The following is a 16402-nucleotide window of genomic DNA, read 5'->3' as shown; positions in this document are numbered from 1 at the left end:
TTTTATCTTACAAATTCGATTTCTTTAATAATATTTTTAGCTTCAGCAAATTTATCAATGATAAACATTACATATCGAATATCAACAGAAATTGTTCTTTGTAAATCGGGTTCAAAAGCAATATCGCCGCTCATAGCTTCCCAGTTTCCATCGAATGCAAGTCCCACAAGTTCGCCTTTGGCATTAATAACGGGACTGCCTGAATTTCCGCCTGTAATATCGGTATTACTTAAAAAACAAGTACGTAATACACCATTTTCGGCATAGGGACCATAGTCTTTGTTTTTCCATAATTCTTTTAATTTAGCTGGAACTTTAAACTCGTCGCTAGTAGGATCTTCTTTTTGCATAATTCCATCAAGGGTGGTGTAATAATCATAAAAAATCCCATCGGCTGGATAATAGGGTAGAACATGTCCAAAAGTTAAACGCATGGTAAAATTAGCATCGGGAGCAAAAACTTTATCGGGATACATTTCCATAAGACCGGCAATATATAATCGTTCGGCTTTGATTAAATTATCTTTATCTTTTTGAAATTCTGCATCAAACTTTTTACCAGCACCAACCATCGAATAAGTCAGTGAAAAAATGGGGTCTTTGTCTAATTTTTTATAGTTTGGATTTGATAAATAAGCGAGAACCGATTCTTTGTTTCTAAATATACTTACTTCGAATGCTTCTTTGGCATATTTCTCAAAATTTCCTTTATAGTTCTTTTTAATTTTAATTAATTCTGTTGGTAAATATTTTTCAGGAATATCTTGAGCAAACATGGCCAATAATGCAGCAAGTACTTTTTGATCGGTAGGAGCATTAAAATCTTTGTAATAATCTTCGGTTTCAGCTTTCATTCGCTCCATAAGTTTGTCTTTCTTTTCTTTAGCAAGTGTGTCGGTTTCGAGTACTTTATATAAAGTAGTAAAACGATTAGCGAAGCCTAGGATATCTATTCCACGGATACCGGCTTCGCTTAAGTAGGTTTTAAATAAATTGTATTCTTTTAAATTAGTATAAGCTTCTTGATACATTTTCATAACGTTTCCGTATTTTGCAATCCGATCGGGCGATTGATTAACCCAATTCATAAAAGCTTGTTCTTGTTGACGTTTTGTATCTACAACACGTAAGCGTTTCAGCCCTTTAGTTTGTCCGATATAATATTTCCAATAATTTGACGTACGAGCATATTTTGAGGCATATTGAATTCGTATTTTAGCATCTTTATTCATATCTTCGCGGTATAGTGCTAACTTTTTATCGCGAATCTTAACGATAGTTGGGTTTATGCGGTCAATAGCTTCTTCTACGCCATAAGAAGTCATATATCGGTTTGTTCTTCCGGGGTAGCCCAGTATCATAACATAGTCGTTTTGATGAACGCCTCCTAATGATACAGGTAATGAATGTTTTGGGGTATAGGGTTTATTATCTTTAGCATATTTAGTTGGCTTATTATTTTTATCGGCATAAACACGAAACATTGAGAAATCGCCGGTATGACGAGGCCACATCCAGTTATCGGTATCGCCACCAAATTTGCCAATGGACGAAGGAGGCGCACCCACTAAACGAACATCATTAAAGACTTCGTAAACAAGTAACAAATATTGGTTTCCACCAAAAAAATCGCGAACGATGGCTTTATAACCATTATCTTTAGTAGCATTAGCAATGATAGGCTTAGAGGCTTCTTGTATTTTGGCATCACGTTCAGATTCAGAAATATTAGCCGGTATATCTTTTAATACTTGCGAAGTAACGTCTTCGACACGTACTAAAAAGCTAACACTAAGTCCTGGGTTGGGCAATTCTTCGTCGTAGCTCTTAGCCCAGAAACCATCGGATAGGTAATCGTGTTCAACGGTGCTATGATATTGAATTTGACCATAGCCACAATGATGATTGGTGAGAATCAAACCATTTTTAGAGATGACTTCGCCCGTACAACCATTACCAAATTGCACGATAGCATCTTTTAACGATGAACGATTTACATTGTAAATATCATCAGCCGAGAGTTTTAAACCAGCTTTTTGTAAATCGCTGTACTTTTTATTCAACATGGTAAGCAGCCACATGCCCTCGTCGGCCATGAGGTTGAATACTAGCAAAAACGAAATAATAAAAAGAAATAACTTACGCATAAAATTTTGTTTTATTGATTTGGGCAAAGTTAATCGAAAAATTATTTATCCCCAATTAGATATTTAATTCTAATTTGAATAACAATCTTAGATGTTGAAATATGTAAAAGGTAAGACTTTTGCAAAACTTCTTTTTTTGGTCGAGTCCAACCTTTTTGCCGTCATTCTGAGCTTGTCGAAGAATGAACCCCAATGCTCATTTAGTTTTGCGTATGGTTATACCTCGACGGGCTTGGTATGACAGTGGGTGTAGGTTATATTCTTCTAAAAATATTTTTATTAGTCTAATTGAATTTGTTTATTCATCCTACTTAGGTTAAAAATACTCCAAAAGAAACCTTTGCAAAACTCCTTTTTCATCATTAAAAACGTAGAGAAGCAATCTATAAATTATTGAAAAAAAGATTGATTTTTTAATTGCATTAACGAATACTGTTGTTTTATTTTAGTTTTGCAAAGGTTTCGAGGTATGTATTTTATATTTACATAGTTAATGAAATGCCAAATAAAACTTGCATACGTTGTACAGGATAATAATTCCAATAGTAATAATTTTTGTTTAGGATATTGTTGATATGCAGAAAAGCACCCAATAATTTAGAATAATGATAATCTAAAGAAAGATTTACATCTAAAATAGGCGATAGTTTAATAGGGTTATTGGGTATTCGTTTATCGTATGCATATCGAGTTCCAACAGAGAAAATGTCTAACTGTGTAATTATTTTATTTCGCAAGTTATAGCGAGTAGTAAAAATTATATCCCATTCTGGTTTATGGTAAGGTTTGTTTAAATGTTCGAGGGTATATTTATAATAGTTTCCTGCTAAAATAATATTAAGTTTTTGATTGAGTTTGTAGGCTAATTCGCCATTAAATTTAACTTCTTGAGTTTCTTTTCCTTTAACACCATCGTAGATGTAAATAAAATGATGTTCGGGTAAAGTAGTATCGTTAATAAAGAAAGGTAAATCGTCGTATAAACTATAGTTAATTTGAAAGAGATAGGATATTTGACGACTGAAATTACCTTTAAAACCTGCAAAAATTTTCATAAGTTGATTGGTATTTTTCATAGGTAAGCCAGGTTTAATATATGGATTGAGTTTGTATGTAGTTTGAAGATTGTTCATTATCATTTTTCCATCAAAGCCTGCAAAAGGAATAAGAAAATTTTCAATTACATTATATTGAATGTTTGCACGTGGATAAAAATGAAATAGGGCGCTATCGGTATGAGCATCGACTTCCATGGCTAAGCCACAGTTAATACGCCATGTTTCACCAAAGAAACGAACCCAAGGGAATATAGAAATAAGGGCGTTGTTGTTGGTATCTATTTGTGTGTTTATGTTATTCCAATTGATGTTAATATCGGTTCCAACAAATTTATGTTGATATAAAAAACTACCTGAGCCAATAAAAAGAATATTGTGTTGAAAATTTGAAAATTTATCTTCAAGGTAATTGTAGTTTATTTCTACTTGATGATTGATTTTTGTAGAATCTAAATAGGTTGTTTTATAGCCTAATCGAGTTCCAAAAGTTACATAATATTGTTTTGTGCTATCGGCGTTATATTGATAATGTATTAAGCTATCGGGCGAAGTTCTGTATCCATAATGATGAAGTACGGTTCGATTAAAATAACCATTACCAAATAAAGTAACATTTTCTAAAAACTTTTTTCCATAAATTTCGGCTTGGTTTTGACTAAAAAATGCAGGTGATTTGAAATCGTTGTCGAGTTTAATATGACCACGTGAAGAATAATGATTAAGATATAAACCAGCTGAGTAGTCTTTAGAACGAGTGGTGTTAACAGTAACTTGTCCTAAAATGGTGTTATATATTCCATATCCAAATTTAATATTTGTTTTGTATAACATGGGAATAGGTTCGGCAATCATTTTTGCTGGTTGAATAGGAGTTACGTTGAAAACAACGGGATATTGTTTAGGAAATAATTTGTATTCAAATTTATTGAGCATTTTATTGGTATCAACAATATTCGGCATTTGATTTATTTTGAATGCATCGCCTACAGTTGGTTCATATGGTTTTACAACCGATACCTCCTGATTTAAATTACTATTTTGGGCGTTTAGCCAAAAAGTAGCTAAAAGTCCGAACGAAATAAGACTCAGTTTTTTTATCATAGAATTATTCATTTTCGTTTGGTATGTTTTCATTATTAATAATTTCTTGATTTTGTGGTATTAGTGCTGCTTTTTCTTTTTCGATGATGCTTTGCATTCGTATGTTGGCTTCATTTAAAATACCATCTTCGGTGTTTTTGTAATTGTCAATAATACTTTGTAATGTAGCTTTTGCTTGAAAATTATCGTTTTTAGCTATATAAATATCAGCTAAAATAAGAAACGATTTGGCTAACCAATACTGGTGAGGTGTATTTTTCTTTACAAAATCGTAGACTTCTTTTTCGGCAGCATCGAATTTATTTTGTTTAAAGTAAATATCTATAATAAGAAATTTGGCTTCAGCTTCTTCTTTGCTTTTACAATTCTTGGCAATAAGTATAAATTCGTCTAATGCTTGTTCTAATTTGTTTTGAATATATGCAATTTTACCAATAATAAAATGTGCTTCGCGATAGATTTCATCCGATAATTTTCCTTCTTTTAAAACTTCGATAGCAAAGCGGTTGGCATCATCGTATTTGGCTAATTGAAAAGAACAACGCATAAGTCCTGTTTTAGCTGCAAAAGCATTTTGAGGATATTGAGCTATTTCAAGCAATTGGCTATAATAGGGTATAGCTTCGGGATAATGTTGTTTTGAATAATGATAATTGGCTACTTTGAATAACGATGGTTCTGTAAATATATTTTTGGGTGCATTTACAACAGCTAAATAATGATTAAAAGCATCGTCAATATTTTTATTATTAAACAAACATTCGGCTTGATAATAATGAGCATTTATAATAAACATGCCTTTGGGAAATTTGTTAATATAATCGTTTAGTAAGGTTGTAGCTTTATTGCAATCGCCATTCATATATACTTTTTCGGCAACAGAATAGGTAAGTGAATCTTTTTCGGTGCTACTAATATTTATTCCTTTGCCTTTTTCGTTTACATAAGCGTAGTAAGAATTTATGTCGTTAAGTTCTAAATAAACATTCTTTAATCCAACAAACGCATCTTTGTATTCTTGAGTATTGGGGTAATTTTCAATAACTTGTTTGTACATCGTAATAGCGTCATCGTTTTTGTCGATGTTAAAATAAATGAGCCCTAATTGAAGATAGGCACGACGAACCATATCGCTTTTTGGATATTCATTTATAAGTTTAGTTAATGTGTTGATGGCCATATCGTTTTCTTCTATATTGGTATAACTTACACCTAATTCGTATATGGCATCATCAATATAAGGCGACGATGGATAATCGTTAAGTAAATTATTTAGTGCAATAATTTTTTCGTTATAGTTTTTAATTAGTCCCAAGCAAATTGCTTTTTGGTAAAGAGCATAATCGGGCGAAGCCTTTTTTGCGACGATTGCTTTTGAGTAATAATCGATAGCGTCTTCGTATCGACGTAAAACAAAGAAACTATCGCCAATACGAGTATAAGCATCATATACTTGTGCTAGTTCTTTATTTGTTTCATTTTCGATATATTTTCTAAACCAAAGTTGAGCTTCGTTATAGTTGTTTTCTTTTAAGTAGCAGTAAGCGATGTTATAATGAGCTAATGCAAAAATATCGGTTTCGAAAGCACCGGGTGTTGTTAAAAATTTATTAAACTGTTTAAGTGCAGATTTATAATCTTTTAACCTATAATAGGCTTCACCTTTCCAAAAAATTGCTTGTGCCGTATAAATTTTATTATATTTTGCGTTGTTTAACGATTTATCGAAATGTATGATAGCTTGTTCAAACTCCATATTTGTAAATAATTCTAATGCTCTATAAAAACAAGCTCTTTGATATGCTTCTTCTATTTCTGGAGTGATATGTTGGATATTTTCTAATGCTTCAATTGCTTCTTTGTAGTTTTTAGAAAACAAATACGCCTTACTTAAACTGGCATAGGCTTCATCAATTCGGGAAGAATTGGGATATTTCGAAATAAATTCTTGAAAGGCTTTAATTGCTTCGTTAAAAGGACTATACGAAAGTTCAAAACATAGTTTTGCATAATGTAATAGTGCTTCTTCCTGAATTTCGGGTATGTAAGGCATTTTATATGCTTTTTCTAATGCCATACGTGCATTATTTTTTAAACCGTCGTATAAATAGCAATCGGCAAGTAAATAAAGTGTTTGTTGAGATAAAGTATCGTCTTGAATTACAATTTTTTCTAATAAATTAGCTGCTTTTGGAACATAACCCGTTTTATAATAAGCATATGAAAGTTCATACATGTCGCCTCGAGTAAGGGGTATTGCAGTAGCATACTTTTCTAGATATGGTATAGCTTCTTTAAATCGTTGTGTTTTATAAAATGATTCGCCTATAATTCTAGCAATTTCGGGACCTCTTCGAGTATTAGCAGAATCGAGATAAGTAGGAGCGTAGCTTATAACTTTATCATATTTTTCTTGTAAATAGTATATTTGTGTAATGTAATATGGAACTATGGGAGAAAAAAGTTCATCATTTTTTAATTTATCAAAACCATTTAAAGCTGTTTCGTAATTTTTTTTGGTGTAAGCAATATGCGAATAGAAATATAAAGCAGGGGTGTGGTAGGTGTTCGGTATGTCTTTAATTTCGTAAAATGCTTTTTCTGCTTTATTATATTCGTTATTTACAAAATAACTATAACCTAACTTAAAGTAATATTCCGCTTGTTCGTCTTTCGATAATAATGCGGGATTAACTTTTTCGAACCAAGGAATAGCTTTTTTGAATTTTTTTTCTCTATATTTAAAAATACCCATTTGATATTGAGCATAAAGAGTTCTAGCATTTTCTTGGTATTGCGATAAATAATCGAGTAAGTTTTTTTCGGCATCTTTGTTAAAAAGTTCAATACTACATAATGCGATATAATATGCAGCATCTGATTCTAAAAGCTCAACTTTTGAAGTAGCCTTTTTATATTTTTCAAAAAAATATTGAGAAACACTATATTTTTCTTCGTCAAAATAATTGAGAGCTTGTTTATAGTTGATATGATTGTCGTTAAAAACTTGTGTTCGCTGTGCAATACTAAAAAAAGAAGATAATATCAACACGCTGATTATTAGGCTAATTAAATAATTTTTATGCATAGCATTTTTCTTAATTTACATTGTTGCTAAAATAAGCTTATTTAAAAAAATGAATTTGCACAACTTAATATTTTAATTAACAATCTTTTGTTGATTACTAACTAGTATAAATATGGTTTTGTTATACATTTTTTAATTTTCTTTGTAGAAAAAAAATGAACGATAACATTGTTTTACAATATGATAATGTAAGCATTTATCAACAGGATGATTTAATTTTATCGGAAGTAACGCTTACGCTTAATAAAGGTGATTTTATTTATTTATTGGGTGAAGTGGGGAGTGGTAAATCATCCTTTTTAAAGACAATATATGCCGATTTACCTTTACAAGGTAACATTGCAATGGTTGGTGGCTATAATTTACTTAAATTAAAACAACGCCAGATTCCATATTTACGTCGAAAAATTGGAGTAGTATTTCAAGATTTTCAGCTTCTTACAGATAGAAATGTGTATCAAAATTTAAAATTTGTTTTGCGTGCTACGGGATGGAAAAAAGAGCAAATTGAAATGCGAATAGGCGAAGTATTGGAACGTGTTGGAATGCTCGATAAGCTTAAGCGAATGCCTCATGAATTATCGGGAGGTGAGCAGCAACGCATAGTTATTGCTCGTGCATTATTAAACAGACCCGAGCTTATACTTGCCGATGAACCAACCGGTAATCTCGACCCTCAAAATTCGGAGCTTGTTTTAAAATTGTTAGAATCGATTGCTTCAGATGGTACTACTGTAATTATGGCAACACATAATTATACCATGGTTGACAAATACAAACATACTATGTACTTATGTGCCGATAAAAAACTAAAACTAATAGAATCGGTTTAAATGTGAATTAATAAACATATTTTATTTAACCATTCGGCGTCTATTTCATCAAATTGACTAAAGTTTTTGCTATCTACATCAAGTACTCCGATGGTTTTATTCTCTTTAGTTATTAAAGGTATTGCTATTTCTGAATTGGAGCGACTATCGCAAGCTATATGTCCAGGAAATTCATGCACATTGGGTACAATAATCGATTTTTGTTGAATAATAGCAGCCCAGCAAACACCATTGGGGCGTGCAAGCTTTTGGCAAGCAACAGGTCCCTGATAGGGTCCTACCCAAAGCTCACCTCGAGGATTAAGTAAATAAAAACCTGTCCAAAAAAATCCGTCCATTTTATGATGCAGGAGGGATACAATGGTTGCCAATTTCGAAATAAAATCATTTTCAGGTTTTACCAATTCAACACATTGTTGATAAATATGTTCGTAACGTTTCGCTTTTTCCATAATTACATCAATATTTTTAGAAGTGAACTTAATTCATTTGCTTTTTCGTTATAACCCATTTGTTCGTATGTAATTAATAAATTGGTAATAAGTCGTTCAATGACTTTAATGTTATGGCAAGGCGAATAAAAAGAGGCTTGAGGCTCAATTTTAGCTTGTTTTAAAAATATATCTATTTCTTTTCTAGAAAACACCCAACCTTTATTGAACGGATTGATATAAAAAAGCACGGGTGTATCAATATTTTCGCCAAAAGCTTCAAAAGCAGAAAGTTGATCGACATAACCGGCTACAAAATTTTTAGGTAAATCAACACCAAAAATAGGAAGGTTTAGACGTTGGGCAATACTTATGTAAATTATAGCAATTGTAATGGGGTGAGCTTTTTTGGTTTCGAATGCATTATTTATATAATAATATTGTGGCGAGTTGATATTAGATACATTAGCATTGAATTGATGAATATCATAAAGAATATGATTTAAAATTCGAACTTTTTCGAGTGCTGTAAGCTCTTGATTCAGTTCTAGCCAAACATCTTTTCGAATAGTTTCAATTTTATTTTCAATGTCTTCCCATTTAAGCTCATAGTATAAATATTTGGCAACTATATAAGCACCATAAGCTAAGTCAATACCATTGCTATTTTTCCACTGGGTAAGTTCTTGTTGAATATCATTAAACTGTATTGTTTTAATAATATCCTCTATTCGTTCTTGAACAATGGGATTTAGATTTTTACTCCATGTTTCTTCTAAATTTGTTAAAATATTTTTCCCTTCATCAATTAGACTTTTCCGAACAGCCTTAAAAATGGAATCGTCGGGATCGTCTAATAATTTTATTTTTGCTTCGAGTTCGGATGTCATTAATTATTCTGTTAATTTATCTAAGGTATATTTAATGAGTGCCTCAACCTTAGGTTTATAATCTTTAGAAAAAGTTTTATTAACGCGATTGGCTATAATAACACAAATTGTTAAAGCTTCGTGCCCTAATAGTTTTGATAAACCAAATAGGGCAGAACTTTCCATTTCATAATTTGTGATTTTTTTACTATTAAAAACAAATTTTTCTATTTTATTATTAATTTCTGGATCAATAATAGGCAGGCGTAAAACTCTACCTTGAGGTCCATAAAAACCAGGAGCCGAAATCGTAACACCACTCATATTATTGCCTTTGAGTTTTTCTAATAATTTACTCGATGCAGAAACTACATAGGGTGAAGGTAATAGCGAATTCCAACCCACAAATTCGGTAAATGACTTTTCAAAATCTAATTCTACTACTTCATTACGTTGAGCATAAAAATTAAGTAAGCCATCGAACCCAATTGCTTTTTCGCTCACTAGAAATGAATCTACTGCAACATTGGCTTGTAAACCTCCCGAAGTACCTAAGCGAATAAGATTTAAAGTAGTATGTTCTTTTTTGGGTATTCGGGTTTCAAAATCAATATTTACAAGTGCATCTAATTCGTTTAATACAATATCTATATTATCTGTACCTATACCAGTCGAAAGGGCAGTAATACGTTTGCCATTATAATATCCAGTATGAGTACAAAATTCACGATTTATTATTTTAATATCTATCGAAGAAAAGTGCTTGCTTATCATTTCAACTCTACCGGGATCGCCAACTAATAAAATAGTATCGGCTATATCTTGAGGGCGGAGATGAAGGTGATAAATACTTCCATCAGGATTGATAATTAGTTCAGATGATTCAATTTTACTCATAATATAAAAATTTCAATTCATTTTTGCAAAATTAGCTAAAATTTATTTTCTGTAAGCATATATTAAAAAATAGGAGAGTAAAGATATTTTTTAATTAGCACATATAAGGTTTACAATTGTAAAACATTCTTTAAATCATAAACGATTACAAATGTAAATTACATCAGGTTGTATATTAAAAAATATTTGAATATTTACAAAAATCACATATGCCCATAATCTTCATTTGAATTAAATATGTAATGATTAAATAAAAATCATATAATCAATATAATAAAAGTATTATTTAAATAAATACATTAAATCAAAAATCAAAATCAATTCACTTCTGTATAAAATGACTATTTTAAAGTTTATATAATATTGTAAATCATTTATATATATAATTTATATAGTAAATAACTTCAATATAATAGATTATATTATGATGATATTGATATGTGCGTAATTTACAAATGTAAATATATGTATGTTACATTTGTAATCATTAAATTTATTACATTTGTGAACTATTAAATTTGAATATTTTTATGAAAAGTCGTATTCAAAAATTTCTGGAAATAGAAAATATCAATCCTTCAAAATTTGCTGATGAAATTGGTGTTCAACGTTCAAGCATTTCGCATATACTTTCGGGAAGAAATAATCCAAGTTTAGAGTTAATTCAAAAAATATTAACTCGATTTGATTATATAAATGCTGAATGGCTAATTACAGGTAAAGGCGAAATGTTTAAACCCAATCGCGAACCTTCTCTATTTGATGCTTTATATACTCAAAACAAAACGAATGAAGATATAATCGAAAATAAAACGTTTGAAAAGAGTGAACATAAAATTGAATTTCAATCAAAAGAAACATTAACAGATGATATTCAAATACCAAAAAGTTTAGACAATAAAATTGCAATTAGAAAAGTAAAGCAGATTATTTTATTGTACGATGATGGGAAAGCCGAAATTTTTTCTACATAAGAATTTTTTCATTTTTTTAATACCTAAAAAGCTATACTTTTACAGCCAAAAATAATTATGGCTAAACAAGTAATTGATGCCGAAGTTTTAGCAAATCATAAACTTAACAACAAATACTTCATTCTTTTAATAAAACCAAAGAAAAAGCTCGAACTTATACAACCTGGACAGTTTCTTCAATTAACTGTTCCTAACGCTCCCGAAGTGTTTTTACGTCGTCCTTTATCTATCCACGATGTTGATTATGAAAACAATACCATCTCGTTGCTCATTCAAATAGTCGGAAAAGGTACCCAAAAGTTGTCATTATTAGATAAAGGTAACGTAGTAAACATTATTTACCCCTTAGGCAAAGGTTATTCTAATATTGAAAAAGGTCAAAAAGCTCTTTTGGTTGGTGGAGGATGCGGTATTGCTCCCTTGCTATACTTGGCAAAAGTCTTAAAAAAAGAAGGCATTGACGAAGATATTATCATTGGCTTTAAATCAAAAGAAGATATTATCGAGTACGAATTATATAATAGTATTGCACCTACATTTGTTACAACAGAAGATGGATCGATGGGCGAAAAAGGTTATGTAACTACACATTCTTTATTTAGTTCATTAAATATGTATAACAAAATATATACATGTGGTCCAGAAGTTATGATGAAAGCTGTTGCAAAACGTGCAAAAGAAGCCGGAGTAGAGTGCGAAGTTTCGCTCGAAAATACTATGGCATGTGGAATAGGGGCTTGTTTATGTTGTGTAACACCTACTGTTAATGGGCATCAGTGTGTATGTACCGAAGGACCTGTTTTTAACTCAAAAGAATTATTATGGTAGATTTATCTGTTAATATTCATCAACTCACGATGAAAAATCCGGTAACTACAGCATCGGGTACTTTTGGTTATGGCGAAGAATTTACTGATTTTATCGATTTAAACCGATTAGGTGGTTTTATTGTTAAAGGAACTACTTTAAAACATCGCGAAGGGAATCCTTATCCTCGAATGGCCGAAACACCAGCAGGAATGCTCAATGCGGTTGGGCTTCAAAACAAAGGGGTCGATTATTTTATAGAAAATATTTATCCTCGAATTAAGCATTACGATACACATATCTGGGTGAATGTTTCAGGTTCTACCGTTGAGGAATATGTTGCAATAGCCGAAAAATTGAACGATTTAGAAAAAATAACGGCAATAGAGGTTAATATTAGTTGCCCCAATGTAAAAGAAGGTGGAATGGCTTTTGGTACCACCTGTCCAGGTGTAAAAGCTGTGGTTTCGGCTGTTCGTAAAGTCTATCAAAAAACAATGATAGTAAAGCTTTCGCCCAATGTTACCAATATTGTAGAAATGGCTAAAACAGCCGAAGACGAAGGTGCCGATGCTCTTTCGCTCATCAATACCTTATTGGGCATGGCGATAGATGCCAAAACACGCCGTCCGGTATTGTCTACTATTACGGGTGGCTTGTCAGGACCTGCTGTTAAACCCGTAGCACTGAGAATGGTTTGGCAAGTGTCAAAAGCCGTTAAAGTTCCTGTAATTGGTATTGGTGGTATTATGACAGCTACCGATGCTATCGAATTTCTATTAGCAGGAGCAACCGCTGTGCAAGTTGGAACAGCTAATTTTATTGATCCGCAAGCTACTATAAAGATTATTGAAGGTATTGAGCAATACCTTATTGAAAATAAATTCAAGTCTGTAAAAGATATTGTAGGTGCTTTAATAGTATGATAGAAAAGATAATTTTAGCAGCGGGTTGTTTTTGGTCGGTTCAATATAAATTGAGCCAACTAAACGGAGTAATAAATACTACAGCTGTTTACGCCGGAGGAACTAAAGATAATCCAACATACGAAGAAGTTTGTACCGATACTACAGGGCACGCCGAAGCAGTTTTAGTAGAGTACGATACAGCTATTTTATCAACTGCAGAACTTATTGAATTTTTTTTCCGAATTCATGATGCTAGTCAAATAAATAGGCAAGGACCTGATATTGGCCGTCAATATCGTTCAGCAATATTTTATTTTAACGAAGAACAACGAATGGTAGCCGAAAAAGTAAAATTCGAAACTCCAAACAAAATTCGATATTATAAAAATTTGCAAATAGAAACAGAAATATTACCGGTTGATAAATTTTATATAGCTGAAGATTATCATCAGAATTATTATAAAAAGAAAGGATATTAGTCTGTAAATCAATATAATATGAAAATATGTAGAAAAATGAATATTTTTTTTTTCTATAAAATATAAATCGAATAAAAAAACAGCTACTTTTGTGCCACCAAAAGATTTATTATTAACTTAAAATAATTGGTATGAAGAAAAAACTTTTATTATTAGCCATGGTGTTTTTGGGTCCATTGGCTACATTTGCCTCTGAGGGAGGTGTTTGCAACGAATGTCCTGCTATTGCTGGGATCCGTTTAGAATTCATTCTTTTTGGTTTAACATTAATTGGTGTCGCTTTATTTCATCATCACACTTTAAAAGTGGCTGTTACGGGGTTAGTGGTTATTTTTACTTACAAACTTTTTGCAGATCCCACTTTTAATCCATTACATCATTTTTTTGGCGAAACCAATATTTTTACTCAAATGGTTGATAAACATGCTCGCGAAGGCGAATGGCCAATTTTATTAAATTTATTTGGCTTATTGGTTGGTTTTGCCCTTTTAGCGAATCATTTCGAAGAATCAAAAATTCCTAATTGGTTACCCAAATTTTTGCCAGATGATTGGAAAGGTCCATTTGTACTTTTATTGATGGTTCTTGTATTAGCTTCTTTTCTTGATAATATTGCTGCGGCTATGATCGGTGGAACCATTGCCTATGTTGTTTTTAATAAAAAAGTACATATTGGTTATTTAGCTGCCATCGTTGCCGCTAGTAATGCAGGAGGAGCAGGTTCGGTTGTTGGTGATACTACCACAACGATGATGTGGATTGATGGAGTTTCTGCATTAAATGTTTTACATGCTTATGTCGCAGCTATTGTTGCTTTTTTGTTTTTTTCTGTTTTTGCTTCAGTTAAACAAGATAAATATCAACGTATACAAAAAGATTCACAAGATGGTTTAAAAATCGATTATGGACGTTTGGCTATAGTTGGTTTAATTTTAGCGGGTACTATTGCAACCAATATTTTATTCGATTTTCCTGCTTTAGGTGTTTGGATAGCAATATTAATTGGGGCTACTTTCAGAAAAACGCACTGGTCGGTAGCTAAAGAAGCCGTAGCTGGCTCTATCTTTTTATTATCTTTGGTAACTTGTGCTTCTATGATGCCAGTTAACGATTTACCTGATCCTTCATGGCAAACAGCACTTTCATTAGGTTTTATTTCAGCTGTATTTGATAATATTCCTTTAACTAAGCTTGCATTAGACCAAGGTTGCTACGATTGGGGGATGCTTGCATATACTGTAGGTTTTGGTGGCTCTATGATATGGTTTGGCTCTTCTGCTGGAGTTGCTATTTCAAATATGTACAAAGAAGCTAAATCGGTTGTTAGTTGGGTTAAAAATGGATGGTTTGTTGCAGTGGGTTATGTAGTTGGATTTTTTGCTTTATATTTAACCTTAGGATGGGAACCATCCGATACGCGTGAAAAAAAGGTTAAAGATTGTCCATGCATTGAATGCCCTCAAAATGAGCAGAATAATGTACAAGAACTAAATACAACAAATTTATTGAACGAAAGTATGGCTCAGTAATATTTATTGATCGTTAAAATTATATTAAAAGGGGGGCACATTTGAGCTCCCTTTTTTATTTCTTCCATAACAAAGAGCTATCGCCATAACTCAAAAATCTAAAATTATTATTTAAAGCGTACTCGTATATATTTCTCCAATCGTTACCTACAAAAGCTGCTACTAAAGCTAATAAACTACTTTGTGGTTGATGAAAATTGGTAATAATGGACTCAGCCATTTTTATTGAATATCCAGGTGAAATCATTATTTGAGTTCGAATATTTAGTTTATTTAATTGATTACAAAGCATATAGTTAACTAAATTTGTTAATGCGTCGAGCGGGGATGTTTTTTTTATATTGTCGTATTCGCACCATTGTGAAACGAAAAAGTTCACCTTATTTTGATTTAATGCGAGCTTATTAGCAAAATGATAAATGCTTTCTAAAGCTCTAAGTGCTGTTGTACCAACTGCAATTATTTTTGGATAGTGTGCAATAATTGAATTTAATGTTTCGATAGAAATAGAAAACAATTCGGAGTGTAACTCATGCTCATGAATATAGCGACTGTTCATAGGCTTAAAAGTGCCGGCTCCCACATGTAAGGTTAGATATGAGTAAGAAATATTATTCTTTTGTAAGTTATCAAATTCATTATTAGTAAAATGTAACGATGCAGTTGGAGCAGCTACACTACCGAGATATTTAGAAAATACTGTTTGATATCGTTCAAAATCAATTTCTTCCGTTTCCCTCTTTAAATATGGTGGAATAGGAATTTTTCCAATGTAGGTTAAAATATCAATAAATTTGATATTTTTATTCCAATCAAATTGAATAATATACGCATTGTTGTGCGAAGATAAATTACGGCAAGTTATCACAATGTCTTCGCTATTGACTTTCAGTGTTTTAATTAAGTTGGTGTTTTCTTTCCATTTTTTTGCATTTCCGACAAAACATAACCATTGACATGTTTGGGTTTGATTAAAAATTTGGCTATAATCGAAAGGACTATATGGCTCTAATAAAAATATTTCTATGTTAGCTCCGGTTTCTTTTTGAAAATTTAATCGAGCTGGCAATACTTTTGTGTTGTTAAATACCAATAAATATTCGGAAGGAATGTATTGAGTTATATTTTGAAAAATATCTTCGCTTATTTGTCCATCTTTGTATATTAAGAGTTTAGATTTGTTTCTTTCAGGTAATGGATATTGTGCAATTTTATGCTGAGGCAAATCGTAATAAAACGATTTGGTTTCGATGATTGGAATTTGCATTTTTTGTTGCAAAA

The 16402-nt window shown here is 31.7% G+C and carries 13 protein-coding genes; 6 read left to right on the top strand and 7 right to left on the bottom strand.

The window, feature by feature from the left end:
- Positions 1–2: 2 nt before the first annotated feature.
- The 3 genes from HPY79_00700 to HPY79_00690 all read right to left on the bottom strand — a co-directional run bounded on the left by HPY79_00700 (position 3) and on the right by HPY79_00690 (position 7394).
- Positions 3–2147, bottom strand: coding sequence for a S46 family peptidase (locus HPY79_00700; GenBank protein NSW44339.1), 2145 nt, complete (start codon positions 2145–2147; stop codon positions 3–5).
- 482 nt (positions 2148–2629) lie between these two features.
- Positions 2630–4306 carry a hypothetical protein gene (locus tag HPY79_00695; protein NSW44338.1) on the bottom strand — a complete coding sequence of 559 codons (1677 nt, stop codon included), beginning with the start codon at positions 4304–4306 and terminating at the stop codon, positions 2630–2632.
- 4 nt (positions 4307–4310) lie between these two features.
- Positions 4311–7394 carry a tetratricopeptide repeat protein gene (locus HPY79_00690; GenBank protein ID NSW44337.1) on the bottom strand — a complete coding sequence of 1028 codons (3084 nt, stop codon included), beginning with the start codon at positions 7392–7394 and terminating at the stop codon, positions 4311–4313.
- Between the two features lie 155 nt (positions 7395–7549).
- Between HPY79_00690 and HPY79_00685 the strand changes: the two genes are divergently transcribed.
- Positions 7550–8227, top strand: coding sequence for an ATP-binding cassette domain-containing protein (locus HPY79_00685; protein NSW44336.1), 678 nt, complete (start codon positions 7550–7552; stop codon positions 8225–8227).
- On the opposite strand, the gene HPY79_00680 is transcribed toward HPY79_00685, so the two are convergent.
- The 3 genes from HPY79_00680 to HPY79_00670 are packed head-to-tail and all read right to left on the bottom strand — an operon-like array spanning position 8224 to position 10424.
- A complete protein-coding gene (locus tag HPY79_00680; protein ID NSW44335.1) occupies positions 8224–8679 on the bottom strand; it encodes a GAF domain-containing protein in 456 nt (151 codons plus the stop codon). The two genes, HPY79_00685 and HPY79_00680, sit on opposite strands and share 4 nt — an antisense overlap.
- Before the next feature lie 2 nt (positions 8680–8681).
- The gene (locus HPY79_00675; protein ID NSW44334.1) at positions 8682–9548 is read right to left on the bottom strand and encodes a hypothetical protein; all 867 of its coding nucleotides are present in this window, start codon (positions 9546–9548) and stop codon (positions 8682–8684) included.
- Between the two features lie 3 nt (positions 9549–9551).
- The gene (locus HPY79_00670; protein ID NSW44333.1) at positions 9552–10424 is read right to left on the bottom strand and encodes a nucleoside phosphorylase; all 873 of its coding nucleotides are present in this window, start codon (positions 10422–10424) and stop codon (positions 9552–9554) included.
- 530 nt (positions 10425–10954) lie between these two features.
- Between HPY79_00670 and HPY79_00665 the strand changes: the two genes are divergently transcribed.
- The 5 genes from HPY79_00665 to HPY79_00645 all read left to right on the top strand — a co-directional run bounded on the left by HPY79_00665 (position 10955) and on the right by HPY79_00645 (position 15121).
- Positions 10955–11398 carry a helix-turn-helix transcriptional regulator gene (locus HPY79_00665; GenBank protein ID NSW44332.1) on the top strand — a complete coding sequence of 148 codons (444 nt, stop codon included), beginning with the start codon at positions 10955–10957 and terminating at the stop codon, positions 11396–11398.
- Positions 11399–11455: 57 nt separating this feature from the next.
- Positions 11456–12226: a dihydroorotate dehydrogenase electron transfer subunit gene (locus tag HPY79_00660; protein NSW44331.1), complete on the top strand. Its 771-nt coding sequence runs from the start codon at positions 11456–11458 to the stop codon at positions 12224–12226.
- Entirely contained in the window at positions 12220–13131 is a 912-nt protein-coding gene (locus HPY79_00655; protein ID NSW44330.1) for a dihydroorotate dehydrogenase, read from the top strand. Before HPY79_00660 ends, HPY79_00655 begins: the two co-directional genes overlap by 7 nt.
- Positions 13128–13592 (top strand): peptide-methionine (S)-S-oxide reductase MsrA, encoded by a 465-nt coding sequence (gene msrA, locus HPY79_00650; protein NSW44329.1) that lies wholly within the window; start codon positions 13128–13130, stop codon positions 13590–13592. The genes HPY79_00655 and msrA overlap by 4 nt, the downstream gene beginning before the upstream one ends.
- A gap of 131 nt (positions 13593–13723) precedes the next feature.
- Complete coding sequence (locus tag HPY79_00645) at positions 13724–15121, top strand: citrate transporter (protein ID NSW44328.1); 1398 nt, start codon at positions 13724–13726, stop codon at positions 15119–15121.
- Positions 15122–15176: 55 nt separating this feature from the next.
- On the opposite strand, the gene HPY79_00640 is transcribed toward HPY79_00645, so the two are convergent.
- Positions 15177–16388 carry an S-adenosylmethionine:tRNA ribosyltransferase-isomerase gene (locus HPY79_00640; protein NSW44327.1) on the bottom strand — a complete coding sequence of 404 codons (1212 nt, stop codon included), beginning with the start codon at positions 16386–16388 and terminating at the stop codon, positions 15177–15179.
- Positions 16389–16402: the final 14 nt, after the last annotated feature.

The organism is Bacteroidales bacterium (assembly GCA_013314715.1).
In the GTDB taxonomy this organism is placed as follows: Bacteria; Bacteroidota; Bacteroidia; order Bacteroidales; family GWA2-32-17; genus Ch61.
This window is presented reverse-complemented; position numbering and strand designations above follow the sequence as displayed.

Bases quoted from the DNA above. Each gene is read 5' to 3' on its own strand.
- HPY79_00640 (NSW44327.1), bottom strand. From the start codon at position 16,388: ATGCAAATTCCAATCATCGAAACCAAATCGTTTTATTACGATTTGCCT.
- HPY79_00685 (NSW44336.1), top strand. From the start codon at position 7,550: ATGAACGATAACATTGTTTTACAATATGATAATGTAAGCATTTATCAA.
- HPY79_00700 (NSW44339.1), bottom strand. From the start codon at position 2,147: ATGCGTAAGTTATTTCTTTTTATTATTTCGTTTTTGCTAGTATTCAAC.
- HPY79_00680 (NSW44335.1), bottom strand. From the start codon at position 8,679: ATGGAAAAAGCGAAACGTTACGAACATATTTATCAACAATGTGTTGAA.
- HPY79_00695 (NSW44338.1), bottom strand. From the start codon at position 4,306: ATGATAAAAAAACTGAGTCTTATTTCGTTCGGACTTTTAGCTACTTTT.
- HPY79_00665 (NSW44332.1), top strand. From the start codon at position 10,955: ATGAAAAGTCGTATTCAAAAATTTCTGGAAATAGAAAATATCAATCCT.
- HPY79_00670 (NSW44333.1), bottom strand. From the start codon at position 10,424: ATGAGTAAAATTGAATCATCTGAACTAATTATCAATCCTGATGGAAGT.
- HPY79_00690 (NSW44337.1), bottom strand. From the start codon at position 7,394: ATGCATAAAAATTATTTAATTAGCCTAATAATCAGCGTGTTGATATTA.
- HPY79_00675 (NSW44334.1), bottom strand. From the start codon at position 9,548: ATGACATCCGAACTCGAAGCAAAAATAAAATTATTAGACGATCCCGAC.
- HPY79_00660 (NSW44331.1), top strand. From the start codon at position 11,456: ATGGCTAAACAAGTAATTGATGCCGAAGTTTTAGCAAATCATAAACTT.
- msrA (NSW44329.1), top strand. From the start codon at position 13,128: ATGATAGAAAAGATAATTTTAGCAGCGGGTTGTTTTTGGTCGGTTCAA.
- HPY79_00645 (NSW44328.1), top strand. From the start codon at position 13,724: ATGAAGAAAAAACTTTTATTATTAGCCATGGTGTTTTTGGGTCCATTG.
- HPY79_00655 (NSW44330.1), top strand. From the start codon at position 12,220: ATGGTAGATTTATCTGTTAATATTCATCAACTCACGATGAAAAATCCG.